The sequence below is a fragment of the Bradyrhizobium sp. STM 3566 genome (genome assembly GCF_045571445.1).
In the GTDB taxonomy this organism is placed as follows: Bacteria; Pseudomonadota; Alphaproteobacteria; order Rhizobiales; family Xanthobacteraceae; genus Bradyrhizobium; species Bradyrhizobium vignae.
In genome coordinates, this window is sequence record NZ_CP120692.1 from 5,950,036 (window position 1) to 5,970,016 (window position 19,981).

The 19,981-nt window shown below is 59.9% G+C and carries 21 protein-coding genes and 4 pseudogenes; 5 read left to right on the plus strand and 20 right to left on the minus strand.

The annotated features are described in order from the left end of the window. Positions 1-833: 833 nt before the first annotated feature. From P6U27_RS28670 to P6U27_RS28705, 8 genes are all read right to left on the minus strand, one after another. Complete coding sequence (locus tag P6U27_RS28670) at positions 834-1,094, minus strand: hypothetical protein (RefSeq protein ID WP_160118877.1); 261 nt, start codon at positions 1,092-1,094, stop codon at positions 834-836. Positions 1,095-1,285: 191 nt separating this feature from the next. Further along, positions 1,286-1,579 carry a hypothetical protein gene (locus tag P6U27_RS28675; RefSeq protein ID WP_129145641.1) on the minus strand — a complete coding sequence of 98 codons (294 nt, stop codon included), beginning with the start codon at positions 1,577-1,579 and terminating at the stop codon, positions 1,286-1,288. A gap of 86 nt (positions 1,580-1,665) precedes the next feature. Next, positions 1,666-1,761 carry a hypothetical protein gene (locus P6U27_RS28680; RefSeq protein ID WP_245163417.1) on the minus strand — a complete coding sequence of 32 codons (96 nt, stop codon included), beginning with the start codon at positions 1,759-1,761 and terminating at the stop codon, positions 1,666-1,668. Positions 1,762-1,844: 83 nt separating this feature from the next. Next, positions 1,845-2,057, minus strand: a complete 213-nt coding sequence (locus tag P6U27_RS28685) for a GcrA family cell cycle regulator (RefSeq protein ID WP_407192914.1) — start codon at positions 2,055-2,057, stop codon at positions 1,845-1,847. A gap of 38 nt (positions 2,058-2,095) precedes the next feature. Beyond that, positions 2,096-2,320 carry a PilZ domain-containing protein gene (locus P6U27_RS28690; protein WP_407192915.1) on the minus strand — a complete coding sequence of 75 codons (225 nt, stop codon included), beginning with the start codon at positions 2,318-2,320 and terminating at the stop codon, positions 2,096-2,098. 663 nt (positions 2,321-2,983) lie between these two features. Continuing rightward, on the minus strand, positions 2,984-3,445 hold the full coding sequence (locus P6U27_RS28695) for a hypothetical protein (protein WP_407192916.1): 462 nt from the start codon (positions 3,443-3,445) through the stop codon (positions 2,984-2,986). Continuing rightward, positions 3,442-3,990 (minus strand): hypothetical protein, encoded by a 549-nt coding sequence (locus P6U27_RS28700; protein WP_407192917.1) that lies wholly within the window; start codon positions 3,988-3,990, stop codon positions 3,442-3,444. The genes P6U27_RS28695 and P6U27_RS28700 overlap by 4 nt, the downstream gene beginning before the upstream one ends. Next, positions 3,983-4,642: a hypothetical protein gene (locus P6U27_RS28705; protein ID WP_407192918.1), complete on the minus strand. Its 660-nt coding sequence runs from the start codon at positions 4,640-4,642 to the stop codon at positions 3,983-3,985. The genes P6U27_RS28700 and P6U27_RS28705 overlap by 8 nt, the downstream gene beginning before the upstream one ends. 1,019 nt (positions 4,643-5,661) lie before the next feature. Between P6U27_RS28705 and P6U27_RS28710 the strand changes: the two genes are divergently transcribed. From P6U27_RS28710 to P6U27_RS28725, 4 genes are all read left to right on the plus strand, one after another. After that, positions 5,662-6,474 carry a YqaJ viral recombinase family protein gene (locus P6U27_RS28710; RefSeq protein WP_407192919.1) on the plus strand — a complete coding sequence of 271 codons (813 nt, stop codon included), beginning with the start codon at positions 5,662-5,664 and terminating at the stop codon, positions 6,472-6,474. 70 nt (positions 6,475-6,544) lie between these two features. Continuing rightward, positions 6,545-6,769, plus strand: a complete 225-nt coding sequence (locus P6U27_RS28715) for a hypothetical protein (RefSeq protein ID WP_407192920.1) — start codon at positions 6,545-6,547, stop codon at positions 6,767-6,769. A gap of 23 nt (positions 6,770-6,792) precedes the next feature. After that, positions 6,793-7,974, plus strand: a complete 1,182-nt coding sequence (locus tag P6U27_RS28720) for an ERF family protein (protein WP_407192921.1) — start codon at positions 6,793-6,795, stop codon at positions 7,972-7,974. A 159-nt stretch (positions 7,975-8,133) separates the two neighbouring features. Then, complete coding sequence (locus tag P6U27_RS28725; protein WP_407192922.1) at positions 8,134-8,421, plus strand: hypothetical protein; 288 nt, start codon at positions 8,134-8,136, stop codon at positions 8,419-8,421. A 135-nt stretch (positions 8,422-8,556) separates the two neighbouring features. Here P6U27_RS28725 and P6U27_RS28730 read toward each other — a convergent pair whose 3' ends face one another. From P6U27_RS28730 to tnpB (P6U27_RS28785), 12 genes and pseudogenes are all read right to left on the minus strand, one after another. Then, positions 8,557-9,102: a hypothetical protein gene (locus P6U27_RS28730; RefSeq protein ID WP_407192923.1), complete on the minus strand. Its 546-nt coding sequence runs from the start codon at positions 9,100-9,102 to the stop codon at positions 8,557-8,559. A 1,035-nt stretch (positions 9,103-10,137) separates the two neighbouring features. Then, the gene (locus P6U27_RS28735; protein ID WP_407192924.1) at positions 10,138-10,389 is read right to left on the minus strand and encodes a hypothetical protein; all 252 of its coding nucleotides are present in this window, start codon (positions 10,387-10,389) and stop codon (positions 10,138-10,140) included. Next, positions 10,386-11,497, minus strand: a pseudogene (gene tnpC / locus P6U27_RS28740) (IS66 family transposase); the annotation flags it as partial. The gene P6U27_RS28735 and the pseudogene tnpC, both read right to left, overlap by 4 nt. A gap of 67 nt (positions 11,498-11,564) precedes the next feature. After that, complete coding sequence (istB, locus tag P6U27_RS28745; protein ID WP_407120139.1) at positions 11,565-12,428, minus strand: IS21-like element helper ATPase IstB; 864 nt, start codon at positions 12,426-12,428, stop codon at positions 11,565-11,567. Next, on the minus strand, positions 12,425-13,684 hold the full coding sequence (gene istA, locus P6U27_RS28750) for an IS21 family transposase (RefSeq protein WP_407192925.1): 1,260 nt from the start codon (positions 13,682-13,684) through the stop codon (positions 12,425-12,427). Before istA ends, istB begins: the two co-directional genes overlap by 4 nt. 147 nt (positions 13,685-13,831) lie before the next feature. Next, positions 13,832-14,368: pseudogene (locus tag P6U27_RS28755) on the minus strand (IS66 family transposase zinc-finger binding domain-containing protein); the annotation flags it as partial. A gap of 54 nt (positions 14,369-14,422) precedes the next feature. Continuing rightward, entirely contained in the window at positions 14,423-14,704 is a 282-nt protein-coding gene (gene tnpB / locus P6U27_RS28760; protein WP_407192926.1) for an IS66 family insertion sequence element accessory protein TnpB, read from the minus strand. A gap of 61 nt (positions 14,705-14,765) precedes the next feature. Then, entirely contained in the window at positions 14,766-15,119 is a 354-nt protein-coding gene (gene tnpA, locus P6U27_RS28765; protein ID WP_407192927.1) for an IS66-like element accessory protein TnpA, read from the minus strand. Between the two features lie 940 nt (positions 15,120-16,059). Continuing rightward, positions 16,060-16,464 (minus strand): hypothetical protein, encoded by a 405-nt coding sequence (locus P6U27_RS28770; protein WP_407192928.1) that lies wholly within the window; start codon positions 16,462-16,464, stop codon positions 16,060-16,062. A 1,036-nt stretch (positions 16,465-17,500) separates the two neighbouring features. Next, positions 17,501-17,668 carry a transposase domain-containing protein gene (locus P6U27_RS28775; RefSeq protein ID WP_407192929.1) on the minus strand — a complete coding sequence of 56 codons (168 nt, stop codon included), beginning with the start codon at positions 17,666-17,668 and terminating at the stop codon, positions 17,501-17,503. 7 nt (positions 17,669-17,675) lie between these two features. Next, positions 17,676-17,884 (minus strand): annotated as a pseudogene (locus P6U27_RS28780) (integrase core domain-containing protein); the annotation flags it as partial. Between the two features lie 54 nt (positions 17,885-17,938). Then, positions 17,939-18,193, minus strand: a complete 255-nt coding sequence (tnpB, locus tag P6U27_RS28785; protein ID WP_407192930.1) for an IS66 family insertion sequence element accessory protein TnpB — start codon at positions 18,191-18,193, stop codon at positions 17,939-17,941. Between the two features lie 1,604 nt (positions 18,194-19,797). Here tnpB (P6U27_RS28785) and P6U27_RS28790 point away from each other — a divergent pair. Then, positions 19,798-19,962, plus strand: a pseudogene (locus tag P6U27_RS28790) (putative HNHc nuclease); the annotation flags it as partial. Positions 19,963-19,981 lie beyond the last annotated feature (19 nt).

Genomic DNA, 19,981 nt, shown 5'->3' on the forward strand with positions numbered 1-19,981 from the left:
GGATCGGTGAGGCGCATGGCACGAACGTTGGGACTGCCGTTGAAGAAGTAGTCCCCGCGAGCGGTGTTGAGCGCAGCGCGGCGGACCTACAGCCCAAAGCCTCGGCCAATCTCCCGCGCAAGCTTGAGCGCGGCGTCGGTATGGCGGCCATAGAAGAACGCTCGATCAAGCTGCGAAAAGATACCCATTCCCAAACAGCGCTGTGGCAGCGCCTCTAAACATAGTTATGGACCGGGTTGAACGAACAGCAAAAGTTCAAAAACGGCCCCAGCCGCAGGTCGGGAGAAACAGCCGGGGCCGGCATTCCCATTCCAATGTGCCGCAATCGGCGGTAATCGGCACGTTCCTAGCAAGCCACGTGAAAGCTAATGAACTGTTTCGAAGGACCGAATTAGGAGCGAGGCGCCTGATCTCACAAACGCGCACTTCGCAACGCAACATAGCGGCAACGGCCCGTCGCCCCCCGGAGTGGCATACTTCTCCTCGTGGGTGTGGATAAAACCCGGCGGCTCGCGTAGCATCGGCAAGGGTTCAACGTCTCACCGGGATCAGACAAATGAGCCGTTTCCTGCTGTGCAGCGTAGCCGCTGTCTGCCTCGCCGGAGGTTTGGTTTGCCATTCGTCCAAAGCGAATGCTGTCTTTTGGCGCGGCATCACCGCGCCAACTGACATCGATATTCATGGGTGGCCGATCATCAAAGAGCCCCCGCCGAGCCCATGCCAGTGGATACGGGTGAGCGGTGGCTACTGGGTCCGACAGTGCGTTTACTAGGCCAGCATTAGCCCATCGCTCAATTCAAACTTAAGGCCAAGGCGCACGTCGTGCGGTGGTGTTACTCCTCCTCTGTGCGGCGTAGGAGGGTGTCGAAAGATGACGGTAGATTTGCTATCGCATGCTCCAGCTCAGTAGCGATGGCCCGATAGCGCACGATCAGTCGCGCATATACGTCGCGCTTAGCCTGATTTTTTGCAACAATCTGAAGTCGCTCGCATTCAGCAATTTGCGCGCGCAGCAGGTCTAGTTGGGCTTGCATTTCCTTCATGCGCCGAGTTGATATTTCTGCGACATTGGCGTCAATGCAGAAAGTACCCACAAGCGAAGGTCCGCCAGTTGGATGCTAGTCTATCGCACCTCGGAGCCGGACGAACTCTAAGAACCCTAAAGGCCCGTTCGCCGGTGCAGCCTGACATTCGATGCGAAGATGAATAACGACCCGCTGGAACGTCTTGGTGCCATCGCGGGTCAGGGCATGCTTAGCTCCTTGGTGTTGCGCTGGCGTGGCGCTCACGTGCGAGTGAAGATCACGCGATCGGACTCCAAGCGAAAATCGCAGCGGTGCTCTTCGTAAGCCGCGAATTCGGAAAGCGCGAGTATGCCCGCGCTGTCCCATTCATCGAAGGCAACATCGCTGGTTGAGTAGAGTTGGGCCGCCTCGCTCTTGCTAATCCATCCGCTCGCGCCGACGGGTAAGCTTTGAAGAGCCACAGATAATGCAGCTTCGGAGCTGGCATCGAGATGCAACGGCCAGGAGGGGGCGATTACCTTGCTTTGCCGAAACCGAGACTTAAACCAATCCATCAAATTAGCTCCCGAGCAATCGGGCCTGAAGTGCTTCGGCGGCGCGTTGATCCGCGTCAGCGTTTGAAAGAAAGTGCCCGTAGACGTCAAATACCCTTGATCGAGCTATGCCCCATTAGGCGCTGGATCTGCTTCGGGTTGTGGCCGTTTTCGATCCAGAGGGAAGCACAGGCATGGCGCAACGCATGCCGTATTATCCTGCCACAATCGTCTGCGGTGCACCAGCGTCGTCCAGCACCGACTTAGCAGCCTGGCTCGGGCTTGACTAACCGGCCCATTGCGGGAAAACGCGCCCGCTGGTGCGGCTTACGCGACCTTCCTGTTTACGGAAGCGCTGCAATCGACCGTAAACCGCCAAACGAGTGCGGCCTAACTGCCGGCCGATCTCGGTTGCAGTCATACCGCTTTCGATGAGCGCACGGAGATGCGCCTCTTCCTCGGGCGACCACGGACGTATTTCCAGTCTATTGTTGGACATCGCCGATTCCTCCCAGCGACAGCACAGATCATGCCTGCTCACGCAAGGTTGCCAGAGTTCTCGAACGCAACGCCGATCAGATTGCCACTCGACCAGATCAATCGGCAACTTCGAATGCTGCGATCTTTTTCAAGCATCAGCTTGAATGTGGAGTTCACGTATCGCTTCGACGGAAGCTCGATTGCTGCGCCTTGATCCGACATGTTGACCACGCGACAACGCAAACTGGCGCCGTCGCCGAACACGTAGGCGACCTCGTCCACCTCGATGCGCTCACGCTTTCGACGCTCGATCATTCTGTGCTGCCCGCAACGAACTCATTCGTCCAATGTGCATCGCGTCTGTAGCAGCCTGAGTTGTCGCGCGATCTGCCTTGCCAGGTTGGATCGCGCCTTGGCGAGCCTGCTTCTCTCCTCAACCATGTCGTGTCCGTCCTGTTCAAGCACCTCAATCAAGATGGTTTGGTTTTCAATGCTGAGTTGCTTGGCTGCAATGTCTCGCGAGATACTTGTCAATTCATCGTCGCAATGTGAGGTCATGGGCGATCCCACGGCGGGCCTGTCGGCGAGTAAAGCTACATCCTACGTCGCCGATCCTGCGAAAACGTTACCCGAGCCGTTCGGCTCGGTGGCTGCAAGCGGGGCCAGATACCGGCTTAGGCGCATCCTGTTACCTCAGCATCACCTCCGACTTCGACCGCGCCCCGTGCTGGTTGGACCGAAGGTCGCCGCACTCCGAACAGTCCTTCATCGCAGATTTCGTTCGGGCTCATGGATCGGCATCGTTGGCGGTTGATGATTGACGGACAGCCAATGGGCATCTTGAGCGCGGGCTCCCGTTTGGAAGATTACTTTGATTCTCCTCAACAAAATTGGCTTCGTTCTGCAGAATTCGCCTCACTTGCCAGTGGCGCCGCAAACAAACGACTACTCGCCTCTGCCGAACAGGCAAAGGCGGATCGATCTGTCGCGCCTCGCCTGGGCACGACGGACGTACCGCTCGACCATTTTCAGTTCGTGAACAGCCCCAACCCGGCCGTCGTCGTCTGATAGCGATCCCGGGCCTAACGCCGAATCGCATCCGGGTGCCGGTCCGCACAATTGACTCATCAGCGTGCGTGCCGCCGCCCGGGCCGTGCTCAAGTCAATTTCGGCTTGCGCAATCAAGCGGGCGTGCGCCAGGCTGATCTGACCGGGCATCAAGTTGCTGAGTTGCCGAGCGAGTTCGTCAATACGCTGACCGCGATCAGATCCGATCTCCGTTCGAGCGGCGAGACCATGGCGATAGGCATTGAGACTGGCCCGTGCCTTGCCCGCCCGAGATTTTGGGCCGGTACTGCGCTGCGCGTTGGCGCGATTGGCGGCACGTTGCCGGTCACTTGTCATCATTCTGGCTCCGGCAAGCGCAACACGGATTCAACGGCATGCTTCGGCGACGACAGCGCTTGTCCCTGCGTCTGCATACGGCGGTAAAACGCGAGTCCGGCGAGCGCCCTCTCGCGGCGCGCGACCTTTGATGCTTGTAACTGCTCGAGCACGAGCAATGTCGGCAAGGAATCGAGTACCGCCTCTGCCTCCAGGCTGAATTCACTCAAACCCGCCTCGTTGAGGACGGCCGCCACTTCGGCCCTTGCTTTCGGGTCGCCACGTGACCAGCGCTCCACCAGAGCCACACGGTCGGCGTCGTTGGCTTCGTGATGTTCTGCAAGGAAGTTGTAAAGTGCCTGACGCTGACGCGCCGCAATGACGTGAGAGGTGGCGCGCTGCAAGATTGTGGTCTGCCGATCGCTGTGCGCCAAATCCTCGGCGTACATTTCCTCGATCCGGTCGCGCGGCTTGAGGGCGGCCTTGACCTGACGGTCGTCCGCGTCGGGGTGGGCGCCCCGGAGCGCTCCTTCATTGATCGAATCTGCACCGCGCGCCAGTTTAGACATCTTTGACCTCCAACAGGGCAGCCAACAATTGATTGCAGAGTCGCGAAGGCCCCTGTTCATGGAAGCTCTTGCGCTCCGGCAAGGAGATGCGCCGCTTGGCGGCTTTCAGGCGTGTCAATCGATCGAGCGCCCGGTCGAACATCGCATCGCATTCGCGTTCGAATTCCAGCTCGCGCGCTAGCACGTCGTCGTTGAGAAACTCAGCGGCCATCATCATCCGGACCTCCTCGCAAGGCGGCGCCAGTGCAGGCAGAAACTTCTTCTCGACTTCGCGGCGTAGAGCCTTGATCCATGCTTTGGTCGTCCTGAACTTATATCTCGGGCAATGTCTGCTGAGGTGACCCGTCACATGGCTGCGCAGAGACGCGAGCGCTATCTCCACATCGTGCTCCTCATGCGCGCGGTCCAGCATCTCGACGAATACCTGCAGCCCCTGAGATTCGTCATACGCCGCATGCCTGGGGTCGAACCGCGCGGAGCTCATGCGGGTTTTGAGCAGCCGCTGGTAGCGGTACTTGCGCCAGATGCACTGCGTCATCGTTAGCACGCAGTCCTCTTCGTCCGCCCCGCAGGGCATGTGCTCGTCGGTCAATCGCGTCAACAAAACCGCAAATTCAAGCGGATCTTCGCCTTCCAGAAACAAGAAATCCATTTACCTTTTCTCCACTGACCAGCATCGCTGAACTGACACAATTGGCTTGTCACCCCGCGCGAAGACGGTCGACAGATGCGCAAACGCCGCGCCGGTCCACGCGCTCAATCGGCGTACGGGGATGTTCTATTCAGCGAAAATTTCGGCCCGAAAAGTTCTGAACTTGCGGGGCGATTCCGATGCAACAGTATCGTTTTGAGAACCTGGTCGAATAGATCATGGGATGGCGGCTGCTTGCGGGACATTGGGCTTCTCCATGAGGAAGTTCCGCGTATCACCGGCCAGTTCAAGTGCTTCGTCTTAACAAGTTGTCTATGCGTCGCCGCGTCCGCGGTTTCGGATCGTTTTCAACAGAAATGTGTGTGGCGGGCATGCATGGCCAACCTCATACAGGTCCGAGATAGATCACCGCGATGCTTCAAACACCGCTAACTACGTCATGATGACGTTTGACAGTCGATCTCGCGCTTCTGGAATATGCGGAAACTGGGTTCGCTGATCGGCTGGCGAGATCGCATGCTGATCTACTGCCGCGATTGCGGCTGCGGAGGATTGGAGCCGCGGCAAGAAGTCATCGATGCCGAAGACCAGTTTCTTACCGGTGAGCTTGCCACCACCAAAGAGCAATCATCTAAACTCAGTTTTGCAGAATGCGATCGGGATCGCGACCTCCCAAAGTCCAACCGCGTGATCGCGCACTATCGGCGCGGCCTGTCGTTGGGCGCTTTCCGGAGGCGAACGCCTGGACCTCCTCCATTCGCGTCGATGAACTCGACGCCGGCGGTCTCTAGCGCTTGCCGAAGGGCGTGCTCGTTCGCCGGGGTAACCGGGATCTCTCCATCAATGATCTCTACTCGGCGGATAGTCGCCACGCCGACTTTTGAGGCCTTAGCCAGGTCGAGCGCACTCCACCTGAGTAGGGCGCGAGCTGCGCGTATTTGAGCACTAAAAAGTCTCATGCGCGCCCTTGACGTTTTTATATGATATTGTATAAATCATACAACTAGAGGAGCTATCCGATGGATTTCCGAGCTAAAGGAATATCTGATTCAGTTAATCGCCGCTCGTTCATCGGCGGCTCCGATGCTCGGATCATCATGGGCAGTGATGCCGCGGCCCTCCTGAGGCTCTGGCAGGAAAAACGCGGCGAGGCTGACCCAGCGGACTTATCCGGCGATCTCATCGTCCAGCTCGGCACCGCGACGGAGCCCCTCAATCGAGCCTGGTACCAGCGGCAAACCGGCCACACGATCGAACATATTCAGCGACGGGTTTTGCACCCGGTCCACCGCTGGATGGGCGCGACCCTCGATGGGCGGGTGCACCAAACCGGTGATGTCTTCGAAAGCAAGTTTGCGCTGCCCTGGAATTTCTCCGAGGAAGGAGCGGCGGAAAAGCATATGGCGCAGCTGCAGCACAACATGTGGGTGGTCGCCGCCGGCGCCGCAGTGCTTTCGATCATCACCGGTGGCGGCAAATGGCTCGAGATCAAGGTCCATGCCGACCCGCTGTACCAGCATCTGTTGCTAACCGCCGAGAAGAAGTTCTGGCGCTGCGTGCAAACCGGCGAGCCGCCGCAGCTGTTTGGCATTGAGCCGCCCCGGCCGCGGCTGGCGGCGGTCCGGGTGGTCGACATGACGGGCTCCAACGCCTGGGCGGAAATGGCGGCGCTCTATCGACAAACCCGCGCCGCGGCGCTGGAGCACGAACGGGCGAAAACCGAGCTCAAGGCGCTGGTGCCGGAAGACGCCAAGGAGGCGAGCGGCCACGGTTTGCGCGCCAAGCGCTCCAAGGCGGGCGCGATCACCTTCGAGCTGGTCGATATCGCATAGGTGGCCTTCCCCAAGCCCAACGACCGGCCGTCGCTTGCACGCCGCTCGCACAGTTCGGAAGGCTCTGCCGATGCAGCCGCCCTTTGACTTCATTCATCTCGATCCCTCGCGTGATCCGCCGGAGACGTACCAGGAGGCGTTCGAGTTATGCGAGGAGCTCTGGGCCAAACTGCGCGGCTTCAAGTCCAGCTGCGGGCAGGACCACATTCTTCTCAATCTGATCTGTCATCTGGAGCACCAGCTGGTCGTCGCCGGACTCATCTTGGCAATTCAGCTGGAGCTCCTTGATGGCTGAACAGCCGAACACAGGAGACAGCGATGCAGCGATACAGCGCGAGTATCTGTCACATCGCCGGCGCGTTGGCCAAGGCGCAGGCTGAGCTTGAAAACCCGGAAAGATCCTTGACGGCTACGATCGTGTCACCCTTCCCGCGCGAAGAGAGCCGCACCTTCCGCTATGCCTCCCTCGCCAGCGGCCTTGAGATCGTGCGCAAGTGCCTCACCCGACACGAGATCGCCACCGTGCAGGCCACTGCCATTGATCGCGAGAGCGGGCTAATCAAGCTGACAACCACCCTGCTCCACTCCTCCGGCGAATGGATTGCGTCGGACTGGCCGGTGTGCCCGGTCAGCGAAACCGCCGCGCCACACAGGATGGGGGCTGCGCTGACCTATGCCCGGCGGTATGCACTGTTCACGCTAGTCGGTATTGCTGGCGAGGATGATCTGGATGCACCGGACGCCGTCGCGACGGCTGCCGACCTCATCGAACCGAAGATTCTGCCGGGACCGAGAGCAAAACCGGTCAAGGATGTACTGAACAGGTCACCTGTGCTCAACGAGACCTTGTCGGCCGAGCTGCGGGAGCGCTTGTTGAGCCAGCTCGGCGAGGTTGCCGACGACGAAGGTCTCCTCACTTGGGCCAAGACCAGCCTTCCACTCAAGAGCACCCTCGTGGAAGCGGACGCGCGACTGGTCGAGGCGGCCTACCGGAAGAGGTTCGAGGCAGCGGGCAATCCCGAGCCCAACCCGGCTCAACACGAAGACGCATTGTCTGGCGAACAGCTGCCGGTCAAACCGCAGGTCGTTGGCGAGGCGAGCGAAGCTCGCGCCTCCGAGGCTGAAACGCAACAAACTGGCCTTGCTTTCCCGAAGGAGCCTCCAGGCAAACGCAGCAAGGCGCATCTGCTGTTCATTCGAGAACAGCCCTGCCTTGTCTGCAAGCGAATCCCATCCGATGCCCACCACATTAAGTTCGCGCAACCGAGAGCACTGGGGCGCAAGGTCAGCGACGAGTTTACGGTCCCGCTCTGTCGACTTCACCACCAGGCTTTGCATCGGCACGGCAACGAAAGGGCCTGGTGGGCGAACCTGCAGATCGCGCCACTGCCGCTCGCGCAGGAGCTGTGGGCGGCGAGCCCGGTCCATGGTCGGGCCGACAGCGCGGTCGGTGCCGCAGCCGTCCTCGCCAACCTGGGCGCGGAGGCCGCATCCCGATGAACGGCCCCTTCCAAACCGCGTGCGAGCTGACCGCCACGGCGCTGCCGGCTGAGTTTGCCGCCCTGGCGCCGCCGCCCCTGCTGCTGCCCGGCGAACAGCTCGCACATTACAACGCGCTGCGGCAGGCCATCTTGGGACCTTGCGCTGCGGCGCATCGATATGATCGGAATCGATCCCGACTTCGAAGACCGGGCCGAGTCCTACACGCAGCAAAATGCACTGAGCTGGCGGACTGACCCGATCGCTGCCACCGAGATCGAGGCGCGCCTCGCCACCCATGGCTTCGATCAAGACGCCGTCACCACCGAAGTCTACGTCCAAGCGCGCGAGGTCCTGGTCCTGTTCGAAGGCCTGCTCAGCGCCGCACAAACGAAACGCTTGTTGCTCCTCCGCGAGATCAGGAACCAACGTCTCGGAAGTGGACTACCGATACGCCAGCCGCGGTGAAAGATCTGATCGCCGAGCTCTGAAATCCGGGCATGCACTCAAGGATAGCTTCATTCCGACTACGGAGGCCCGAAGCGAGGTGCGAAGCAACAGCAGAGTAGCAGCATCGCACCCGCAATCTTCGGCTCCGCCTAATCAATGAGGCCGTTGCTTGCACACAGCGTCCGTCTCTAGGGCATCTGCCAGCATTTCCAGCCAATGCGCGGCTTCCCGGACTTCCTCCGGAGCAGGTCGCTCACCCGGCTCGACCCGCCAGTACAGCGCCACGCTACTCGTCGACAGCGATGCGACCTCAATCACTGCTTGCACCGCTCCAATTGCCTCATGCAGCCCCCGTGTGTCACCTGGTAGAGGTTGCGGCATGCATTGTCGTTGGTCTCGCTCGCTCGCGATCACTTTGAACGGAGGAGCCAACTGCTTCGTTTCAGTCGAACCAGGATAATACGACGAAGCAAGGCGGAAGGTTTCATAAGTAACTTCCACATTCACCGTCCTCGCCGAATTGGCAACTGGTGTCGCAGGCTGCGAAACTGGCGCACTCGCCGACAAATGATTGTCGAAAGTCGCGCCATCAGGGACTGTCGCCTGATTTGGGCGAGCGGCAACTGCATTGGCGTAAGGTTCGTAGACTGATGAGGGTGGCGGCCCAAGGCAACTCCCGGCTGTCTTGAGATCGATCACGACCTCTCAGCCGCCGATGCTTACGAGCAGCTGTGCCGAGGGCGAGCGTCCAGTTGGGCGCCGTTTGATTCAAGCCACCTGATGTCTGCCGCTATTCCTCATCTTCTGCGTGGTAGCGCAAACGAGCCAGAATCTGCAAACTTAAGGCATTAGAACAACGGTCCTTTCAGCCTATTCACAACGATAAATCGTTAGAGGACATTCTCCGACGCGTTCGCGAGCAACCATCACTGCATTCGTCCCTACCGAGCTCGGAAAACTGAGCGACAATTCTCTCCTTCATTCCTACGAGAATATTCGACGGGAGATCGAAGCCGACCAAGCCCTTGGTCTCCGCTATCGACTTACCGGGGACGCAGCGAGACAGCGCGCAGAGGCGCTCCGCGCCGAAATGGTCCGCCGCGGCATGCGCTTCAACCCCATTGTCTGGCCGTGATGGGTACTCATTGCGGAAGGTTGGCCTGCCGAAGCATTGACCGTTCGACAAAGTCGCTGGCAGCTGGTAGTCAACTGGGTTGGCCAACGCTACGAAGCAAGGATGTACGTCCAATTCTGGCCCAAACGCCTCGAAGGTTGCAAGTTCGTTCGGCCAACGATCGCGGACGGTGGGTCACGGCTAAGCGCTTACACTTGCAGCCCATAGGGACGCCAATTTTGTGAGTTCGCAGGTCCCCAAATTCGCCCGGACAACCGACCACGGTCGCGCTCCCGACGGCGCATGTCGCGGTCAAATTCAACATTTGGCTCGGATCGACCTTCGGCTGGACAAATCGGCGCAGGCACGCCAGCTTGCGCCGGCGGACCACCCGGATCGAGTAGCTGACCGGCCAAGTCCACCTCACCACCTTGCTCGCTCATGCCTCTGGAGACGTCGTGACAGGGCCACCGGCTGCCACCGAGCCTCAGACCGTGCCGGGTCCGAAGGGAAAACCCCGAGGCGCCCTAAACCGCCCTCCTCGCGAAGGCTCCGCTGAACCTCTGGAGCGGATGCTAGGCGAGCTGTACGCATCCGGCGTAGGCCGCAGGCTGGTTGGATCATTTCCGTTGCCAACGTGTGAGCAGCTTCGGGTTTTCTTTGTAGAACCTGATGAGCGCGATCAGGTTTTCGATGCCAAAGTCGGTGAACGCCTGCACACCATCTTCGCCGACGCCATAGACCCAGATCAGGCCGTCCTCGATCTCCATTTCGATGGCAATGTCGCGCAGCCAGTCTTCGTCTTCACCGAGGTCCTTTGCGACCTGGGCGAGGGTGGTGACGTGATGAACCTTGTTGACGTGCGTGGTCATGCCGCTCGAGCAGGGAATGCTGATGCCGGCGTCCAATTCCAGGGCAGAAGCACGTCCAGCCGGTGAGCTGGGTGGGCGGCGATGCGGGCAAGGATATCCGTGAGCCAGGCCTGCGGATCGACGCCGTTCATCTTTGCCGTGGCGATGAGGCTGTACATAGCTGCGGCGCGCCGCCCTCCGCGATCAGAGCCGCAGAACAGCCAGGACTTCCGGCCAAGAGCAATGCCTCGCAAGCCCCTTTCGGCGGCATTGTTGGAGAGGCACACGCGGCCGTCCTGAAGGAACAGCGTAAAGCTCGCCCATCGCTTCAGGATATAGTTGAAGGCCTTGGCCAGGTCGTGCCCCCGAGACAGCTTGGCAAGCTGCTCCCGCATATAGACCTGGAGGTCCTCGACCAGGGGCCGGCTCAGCGTCTGCCGCACTCAAGGCGCTCCTCGGCGCTCTTGCCGTTGATGGAGCGCTCGATCTCGAACAGTGCATCGATCCTCCGCACGACCTCGATCGCGATGGGAGAGAGCGGGATTTCCTTCTTGCCGCCGGCCTTGCGGCGGGCATTCTCTTCGATGTCAGCCATGGCAAAGAACGGGCGCCGTCCATGCGACCAGCAGGCAGCCTCCCGGATCGGGCCTGGCTGGCGTCCCGCCAGATAGAGCTGGTTATATCCGTCATAGGCGTCGGCCTGCAGGATGCCGGCATAGCCCGCCAGATGCGCCTGGGGATGCTCGCCCTTGCGGTCTCGTGAGTAATAGAACATCGCCGCCGGCGGGTCCGTGCCCCCAAACGGCCGGTCGTCCCGGACATAGATCCAACATCGTCCCGTATCGGTTTTACCCTTGGCCAGCACCGGCACGGTCGTATCATCGGCATGAAGGCGCTCGGCCCGCATGACATGGGCTTCCAGCAGGCGCAGCAGGGGATCCAGCGAGGCACAGACCGCGTCGACGGCATCGGCCATGGTCGACAGTGCGATCGGCACGCCTTCCAGTTCGTAGCGCTCGGCCTGCCGGTTCAAAGGCTGGTGCTGACCGAACTTCTCGAACATGATCATGGCCAACAGGCTCGGGCCAGCCCATCCGCGGGGCACGGCATGGAACGGCGCCGGCGCCTGGTGTCAACGGCGCACGGAATCTCCTCAGAAGTGGCGCCGCAAAATTCCCCAGTTGGCGGGATGGCGATCAGCCGTCGACGTGATCAGCACCTCCGTCTTTTGGTGGACGGCCCCGCCGTTTCAGGGTCGGGGGAATGGGGTTCGCGGTTGCCTGCGTTTTGTGTCGGATCGTCTCGGGGACGAGATCAGCATGTTCGCGTAGGCGATAGCTCGAGCCCTCGATTTGGATGACGACGGCGTGGTGAAGCAGGCGATCGAGCAGCGCGGTAGCGACGACGGAATCGCCGAAGATCTCTCCCCACTCGGCGAAGCCGCGGTTCGAGGTTAGGATCATAGCGCCTTTTTCATATCGGGCGTTGACGAGCTGGAAGAACAAGTTGCCGCCACCGGGGGTGACCGGGAGGTAGCCGATTTCATCGACGATGAGCAGCGCGAACCGGCAGTAGTAGCGGATCCGCTCGCGCAGAGCGCCGTCACGTTCGGCCTTGGCGAGCGAGGCGACGATATCGGCGAGGGAGCTGAAGTAGACGCTGCGCCCTGCCTTAACGGCCTCCACGCCGAGAGCGAGGCTCAAATGGGTCTTGCCGGTTCCTGGTGGCCCAATGAGATGGACCGCCTCGGCCCGATTAATGAACTGCAATCCGGCGAGCGCCAGGACGCGGTTTTTGTCGAGCGACGGTTGGAAGGCGAAGTCGAAGCCGGCGAGCGTCTTGATGGCCGACAACTTGGCCATTTGAACCGCCATTTTGATGCGACGGTTCTCGCGCATCGTGAGTTCTTCGGTGAGCAAGGCATCGATGGCGTCGAGGGCGCTAATTTCGCCGCGTTCGAGGCCGCGCAGGGTGACATCGAGGATTTCCAGGGCGCGCGGCATCTTCAGACTGACCAGGTTGGTCTTGACGCGCTCGATGACGGAGGAAGCACTCATCATACGATCTCCTGGGCTGCCAGGCGGCGACCGACGGCCGCGTAGAAGTCAAGCGAGCGACGAACGGCGTGGTCACCGGCGCGCGTGAGGGTGACGGGTTCTGCACTGCCTGGACGGCGTCGGCCGAAGCTGGCGAGCTTGCGATGTGCCGGATCGAGCCGCTTCTGGCCCCGACCTTCGAGCGGGGCATGACTTGCCACCAGCACGCTGCCCTCGAAGATGCGGATTTCGTCGGCGAGGACGTGGACGTCGAAGACCCGCCGCCGCCTCGTATCAGGCACGCTGTACAGATTGCCGCCGACGCTCACCATGCCTTCGTGCGAGGCCCGTCGCTCCAGATGCAACACCGCCCGGTAGGGCGCGCTCGGCAAGGCTTGCAGTGCCGCCTTTTCCTCGGCGAAGGCCTCATTGACGACCCGATGGGTCGTGGCATGCACCCGCGGATTGGCGACGGTATCCAGCCAATGGCGGAGCTGGCCGTTGAGGTCGTCCAGATTGCGGAAGACCCCGCCGAGGAAGAAGTCCTCGCGGATGTAGCGGAATGGCCGCTCGACCTTGCCTTTTGTCTTGGGCCGATAAGGCCGGCAAGCGCGCGGCTGGAAGCCATAATGGCGAGCGAGATCGATCAGCGCGCGGTTGTAGACCACGAGCCCCTCGGCGTCCTGGCCAAGGACAGCGGTCTTCATGCGGTCGTAGAGGATCTCGCGCGGAGCGCCGCCGATCGCTTCCAGAGCGGCGATATGGCAGCGAAGCACTGTTTGCAGGTCCTGATGGACAACGAACCGCGCCCAGATCAGTCGTGAGTAGCCGAGCACCATCGAGAACAGCCAGACGATGCGCTTGACTCCTGGCTCATCGACAAACTGGACCTCGAACCTGGCGAAGTCGACTTGCGCCTGCTCACCTGCTGGAGTTTCAAAACGCACTTCGAAGGCTGCCGGCTGGGCAGGCCGCAGCTCGCGCACGCGATCGCGTACGATGCTGTAGCCGCCGACGAAGCCGCGTTCCTTGAGCTCACGCCACAGCCGCACGGCGGTGAGCGCAGGATAGGCAGCCAGCCGCTCACGCAAATAAGCTTCGAAGTGGTCGACAATTCCGGGCCGCACCGCTCGCTTTTTGTAGACCGGCGGCTCCAATCCTTTGGCGATGTAGGCCCTGACTGTCTTTCGATCGACACCAAGTTGCCGGGCGATAGCGCTGACCGACAGACCTTGGCGATGCGAATCCAGGATCATGACAAGTTCCCCAAGTTTGAGCACCGCGCCCTCCCTTCCGCCTGCAGGAGGAACGTCGGCGATTCGACGCGACGGCCGACCGGCCAGGGCATGCCCTGGCCGGTCGGCCGTCGCGAAAACTGGGGAATTTTCAAATGCCATAAGTGGGGAGAATTACTCCGCCACTCACACCTGGCTGATCTTCTCGCAGTCGCGACAGGAGAACTTCTCGCGGACCGTCTCGATCACCTTCCACTGGCGCGGCACCACTTCCAGCGTCAGCGTCACGTCCTCGCCAAGCTTGCGTAGGCGACTGCTGCCGCAGCATTCACAAGCCGTAGGTCCGTCGATCACCACTCGTTGGCGCGGTAAATGCTCAGGGAAGGTCTGGCGTTCGCCGCGCTTACGCGTGAATCCCCGCACCGTCGTCCTGGCCACCGCCCGTTCCGCCGCGAGCTCGTCCTCCCTGGCGTCGACTTCCAGCTCCTCGAACGTCAGCGCCAATTGCTCGATCAGCCGCGCCGAACGCTCCGACCGCTGGCCGTAGATCTGATGCCTCAGCTTGGCGATCAGCAGCTTCTGCTGCGCGATCATCGCCTCGTCTTCCGACGCTTTCGCGCGGGCGACCGCGAGTTCGGCGGCGATCTCCAAACCCTTCGCGCGCTCGATTGCCAGCGCCTTCCTCAGCGCGGCAATGTCATCCGGAACAGCGTCGCGGTCGGCATCCATGCGTTGGACACGTTGGGACTCCCCAAAATGTCAGCAGCCGCAGATTTTCCTGGATCAGCCCGCGCTCTGCGGTCGCCAGCTCAGTTGCGGATTCCGCCAGTCGATCCCTTCCAGCATGTACGCCATCTGCGCCGCCGAGATCGATACCGCGCCGTCCGACGCCGAAGGCCAGATGAACTTGCCGCGATCCAGGCGCTTGGCGTAGAGCGACATGCCCAGCCCGTCATGCCAGAGGATCTTGACCAGATCGCCGCGGTGACCCCGGAAGATGTAGAGATCGCCAGCATGAGGATCGCGCTTCAGGCTCTCCTGGACCGCAAGCGCCAGGCTTTGCATCCGCGGCGCATGTCGGTGTGGCCTGTGGCGATCCAGACCCTGACGCCGCTCGGGATCGGGATCATCGCCGCCGCAGGAGCTCAAGAACCCGCTGCAGCGCCTTCGTGTCCACGTCCCGGTCAACGCGCACGCGACAGCCGCCGCCAAGCTCGATCTCGATAATACCGGCCCTTGCACGTTGCGCAGGCGGTGAAGACATCGGTTGTGGCGCGCCAGTCGAGATCGGAGCCGCCGCAGGCGTGATCTCAACCGGAACAAGCACCGGTGCGGCATCCCCGCTCAACTTGCCCTCGCGCGCCAACCGGCGCCACGTGAACAATTGGCTGGTCGACAGCCCGTTACGTCGAGCCGTCACCGACACCAGACGTGGCCCGTCATAGCTCTCGGTGACGATCCGCTGCTTTCCAATGTCCAACGGCGTCGAGCGCCCGTCGAGACGACTTCAAGTCGGGAAACCTTCGGCATAGGCATATGGTCAGTCATACGCCTATGTCTTCATCCTCCATCAAACCGCACAAGGCGGTCCTCACCGGAGCGATACGGCGAGCTTGCTCTTCAGGAGGATAGCGAAGGGCTGCTCGCCTGGGCCAAGATCAGCCTGTTCCTGAAGAACACTTTGCTGGAGGCGGACGCGCGCGTTCTCGAGGCCTCCTACCAGAAGAGGTTCGAGAAAGCCGCCCTTTCCGACATCAAGCCAACGGCCCGTGTCAGCGGTCGAACCGCCTGCGCCTGAGGAATATCCTTTCGAGATATCCAGCGAGGTTCACACACCTGCCAACGCCTGTCGCGGAGAGCAGGTCGGCCTCGCCTTCCCAAAAGAGCCGCCTCGGAAAGGAAGCAAGGATCACTTCGCCTTCATCCGCAGACAGGATTGTCTGGTCTGCCACCCCTAATGCACATCACCTGAAGTTTGCTCAACCGCGCACTTTGGGACGTAAAGTCAGCGACGAGTTTCCCTCCATTCCGCCAAAACTTCTAGAACGTCACTCGAGAAATAATGCCGCTTCCCATGCGGCACGATAGGCCCTGGAGCGAGGCACGTTGCTGGTCTGCTTTGAGCTACAGCTCGCTGACCTGGTGGAGAACTCGGCACAAGTCGAGACGGCCCACGATCACCACTACGATACCGCTGCAGCCGTTCAGACTACCTGATGGCATCGCTCTTGCTCATACGCTCTATAGCACTTTGAAAAGCTTGGCGATGTTTCAAAATGAACTATCGGTTGCGTCAAAAGAGTACGCTCTTATTCGGGACAGCAGCGCGACCCGCCGCTCGCTCACCGCGAGGCCATTCGCGGATATCGGCGAGAACGAGACGCTGGCGCCGCAAGGATCCGAATTTGATCCATATAGCGCTAGCGGTTCTCATCGTGGACATCTTGCTCGCGCTCGCCGCCTGGACAGCCGTGGATCTCATCCTCAGATAGATCCGCTCCCTTGAGCAAGTGAAGTGACGCCACCCAGTATGCAAGCTGGCAGACTACAAGACAAAGAACGCTGACAGCTACACCCTCGAGAAATCGAAATCCGAAGAAGTGGAGAACCAAGGCTGAGAAAATAGCGATGAGGACTGACAAGAGACCAATCGCCCAGATCCGATAAAACAAACCGGTCAACAATCCCAGAATCGTGCTTGCTAGAAGCAAGGTCAGAATGATGGTCACATTACGGTACTCGATTGGCGTAAAGGCGCTCTGCTCGCTTCGCCGATCAGCGATGCTCAATTGGCGAACTCGTTGATTTGCGCCGAGTGCGATCATCCTCTCGCAGATGGGGGCGCTCGAACAAGAACTTGTAAGGCCCGAGCCGCAACAACGATTGGATATTCTTAACCATGAAACTGCAACTAAAAATTGATCGGATAGTCACCAGCACGCCAGTCGTTGAGAATGCCATGACCTCACATTGCCGAAGACGAACTAGCTACTCTGACGCGATAGATTTCATCCACGCAATTTTATATCGAAAACGAAGCTATCCTGATTAAGGGGCTCGAACGTGATGGGCACGACATGGCTGAGCAAAGAAAACGTCTCGCCAAGGAACGATCAGATTTAGCGACGCAGATCGCGCAACAATCTGGTCTGTTAGAGACAAAGCGAGACGGCGCGAATCCTGGCCGTAATGAGTGACAAACCGTCGAAAGTCGAAGGTGGCGCCTACGTCTTTGCGACGGCGCCAGCCTACGCTGCCGCGTGGTCAACGTGTCCGAACAAGGGCTATAATCGAGCTTTCAGTGAGCAGTACGTAAACTCCTCATTCAAATTGGTACTCGAGAAAAAGGCATCCCAAGTTGTCCCCTAGTCTGTGACAATCTTATCTGAGTCAGTTTGAGGAGCGGGCCCGAGCGCATTTTGAGCTAGCGGGGCGAAGTCGATTGTTGATGACAAATCTAGGGTATTTGCCTAATTTTTCCCTCGGGAGACTGGGTAGGGGGACGGGATGGAGCTGTTTAGATCCGACAAGATTGGCGAAATCGAAAGCCGACCAAATAGAAAGTGTAGATTCTGCGGAAGAACGCTCCGCCTGCTAAAGGTAGTGCATTTCCCAGATAGGGAAAAGACCCTGCGCTCATTTGAATGCGAGTGCGGCGACCGCACATGGGACGATTAAATCTCACGTGCTTTTTAATTTGGGTTTTAGTCGTATGCTGTTGTTCAAAGTTCCGGTCTGGTTTACCCACACACGCAAGTTGAATTTGTCCTGACCAGATTGCCCAGCTGCGATCCTCAGGATGTGCTCCTTGGGGAGTCTTGGGCTAGAAGGCGTTCAGTTGATAAGCGCTTAGCCGTGACCCTATTGAGGCTGGCTTGACGTTTTGCGGAATCGCCACGGCATGAGATCATCGCTCGTGCTATGGGGATGACCGTCGATGATCGCCTCGAGTGTTTCAGCGATGTAGGCAGCCGGGTTGACGCTGTTGAGCTTGCAGGTAGCGACTATCGAGGCCAGCTGACCTGCCACTGCATTTTCATCCAGCGGCAGTTAGAGTCTTGAGGTTTTGTACGCCAAGTGGCGCGGATGGAGCAACGGACGATCGGCGGAGCTGGTCGGGGTTGCGCAGCCGATCGTCCGTTGCGGTGAGGTGAGCGGCGTAGGCCGCGGGGGTCAGGTATTTCAGCGACGAGTGGGGACGCTGGAGATTGTAGTCGGCGACCCAGTGGCGATCTTGGCGCGGGCGTCAGTCCCCACAGCAGGATCGAAGACCTCATGCCGTGGCGATTCCGCAAAGCGTCAAGCCCGCATCAATAGGGTGACGGCTAAGCGCTTACCAGCGACCTGCGGGTGCCGTGCTTCTTCCGGGCGCAGCAACCTCCAATCCAGCCCCTCGAACAAGGCCGCGAACATCGCCGGGGACATCCGTATCACGCCGTCCGCGATCGTTGGCCAAACGAACTTGCAACCTTCGAGGCGCTTCTGAACCAACACCAGGCCCGTTCGGTCCCACACCAAAATCTTGATTCGGTCCGCTCGTTTCGATCGGAACACGAAGGCTGCCCCGCTGAACGATTGAGACGAAGCATCTTCTGCACTTTCGGCGCAAGCCCATCGTGGCCACAGCGGAAGTCGATCGGCCGCGTTGCAACGGAAATCTTCAGATCTGCACCGCCGCGATCATCGTGACGCTCGCAGCGCGCGGATCACCCGAGACAGCTGCTCGGCATCTATGGCCGTATCCGTCCGCAGAACGACATCACCGATCGCGATCTCAAACTTAATCGCCGGAACGTGACGATCCTCCAACGCACCTTCCACAACTAGCGGCGCGAATGTCGGATGCGACGCCTCGCACGGCGGCAACACGCCTCGTTGTCGAAGCCGCCCTAGCCAATCGTAGATCTGCCAGCGCCTCGCTCCGTGCTTGCGCGCCACCTCGGCACCGGGCAACAGACTCTCGGCGACGATCCGAGCTCTCTCAGCTTCCGAACGCACGCGGCGCCCCGATGGTCCTTCGAGAACTTCCAACCGGCTCACCGCCCCCGCCGACGGGCCGTCTAAATGGACGTCCTTTTTGCACAGCTATCCCGATCCCGAACCAAGGGCACCGGCTAAGCGCTTACGATTAACCATCCATTAACCAGTTTCCACCAAGTTCCCCCTGCGGAACCGGGTGCTCTTGTGCCGCTTGCATGTAGGCCCCGAATGTCTCGGCGATTTCTCATGACAGCCTTTAGTGCCGCCTGTTTGCTCACAGGCTGCGCAACTGCGCCATCAACGCCGAGCTGTGCGATTGCCTGGGATGGATTGGGCCGCAATCCCAATCTACCTTACACGGCGAGGCGCGTGACCAGTTCTCCGATTGCATACGAACACAACAAGGAACGAGAGAGAGTATTACTCGCCCTTCGCCCTTATTCAGAGGCGTGGTGGGCCGTACACGACGAGATTGAAGTGGAAAACGATCGGCAGCTCAGCAGGAAGTTGGTGATCTGTCATGGCTGTCTTCATCCGCCATCCGATTCAACTGGATCAATTTCCAGACAACAATCAACCAAGTGAGGCGGCACGTCGGCCTGCTCGAACGATCCCCCGCAAGGGAGCCGCCAAACCGAAGAACGACATTTCGACAAAGGCCCGACAACTGACGCGCCTAGTTGTCGAGCGTGCGCCCTTGCCGCTAACCTTCAGGCATCTTCCTCGTTAAGCCCAATTGAGAGGTCGATCAAAGCTATGCAACAAACACACTCACGATCATAAGCTTATCGACTCCGCCGGCATAGTGGACGAACCTACTCGTCTGCCTCGACGGTCAGATACGGCTTGCGCCATAACCCTTGAAAAGCAACTTGTCGTGCTCAGCTGTTGAGGTTGTATACACATGGAAGTCGGCGATCGTATCGTGTCCGCGAAGATATCGTTGCCTCCGCCTCCAAACAAGCAATCGTCGCCTCCTGCCATCAACAATGTCATTGCCACTTGACCCTACCATTCGATTTGCGAGATCGTTCCCGGTTCCTGTCAAGCTCCCCTGCATCAGGGTTAGATTCTCGACATTTGACGGGAGCGTATCTGAACCGTGTCGACACCTTCGCCCGGGTTCTCGATGATCTTGCAGCACCGACGACATAGGTGTCGTCCCCGACGCCTCCGATAAGGATCACCTCGCTTTTATACGCAACCAAGGCTGTCTAGTTTGTCAGAAGACACCTGCTGATGCGCATCACCTGAAGTTTGCTCAACCACGCACATTGCGACGCAAAGTCAGCGACAAGTTTACCGTGCCGCTTTGCCGATCCCATCATCAATCCCTGCATCGAGCTCTCCTAGTAGATGCGG

Bases quoted from the DNA above. Each gene is read 5' to 3' on its own strand.
- P6U27_RS28675 (WP_129145641.1), bottom strand. From the start codon at position 1,579: ATGGATTGGTTTAAGTCTCGGTTTCGGCAAAGCAAGGTAATCGCCCCC.
- P6U27_RS28685 (WP_407192914.1), bottom strand. From the start codon at position 2,057: ATGTCCAACAATAGACTGGAAATACGTCCGTGGTCGCCCGAGGAAGAG.
- P6U27_RS28695 (WP_407192916.1), bottom strand. From the start codon at position 3,445: ATGATGACAAGTGACCGGCAACGTGCCGCCAATCGCGCCAACGCGCAG.
- P6U27_RS28700 (WP_407192917.1), bottom strand. From the start codon at position 3,990: ATGTCTAAACTGGCGCGCGGTGCAGATTCGATCAATGAAGGAGCGCTC.
- P6U27_RS28705 (WP_407192918.1), bottom strand. From the start codon at position 4,642: ATGGATTTCTTGTTTCTGGAAGGCGAAGATCCGCTTGAATTTGCGGTT.
- P6U27_RS28710 (WP_407192919.1), top strand. From the start codon at position 5,662: ATGGATTTCCGAGCTAAAGGAATATCTGATTCAGTTAATCGCCGCTCG.
- P6U27_RS28715 (WP_407192920.1), top strand. From the start codon at position 6,545: ATGCAGCCGCCCTTTGACTTCATTCATCTCGATCCCTCGCGTGATCCG.
- P6U27_RS28720 (WP_407192921.1), top strand. From the start codon at position 6,793: ATGCAGCGATACAGCGCGAGTATCTGTCACATCGCCGGCGCGTTGGCC.
- P6U27_RS28725 (WP_407192922.1), top strand. From the start codon at position 8,134: ATGATCGGAATCGATCCCGACTTCGAAGACCGGGCCGAGTCCTACACG.
- P6U27_RS28735 (WP_407192924.1), bottom strand. From the start codon at position 10,389: ATGACCACGCACGTCAACAAGGTTCATCACGTCACCACCCTCGCCCAG.
- istB (WP_407120139.1), bottom strand. From the start codon at position 12,428: ATGATGAGTGCTTCCTCCGTCATCGAGCGCGTCAAGACCAACCTGGTC.
- tnpB (WP_407192926.1), bottom strand. From the start codon at position 14,704: ATGCAAAGCCTGGCGCTTGCGGTCCAGGAGAGCCTGAAGCGCGATCCT.
- P6U27_RS28770 (WP_407192928.1), bottom strand. From the start codon at position 16,464: ATGATCGCACTCGGCGCAAATCAACGAGTTCGCCAATTGAGCATCGCT.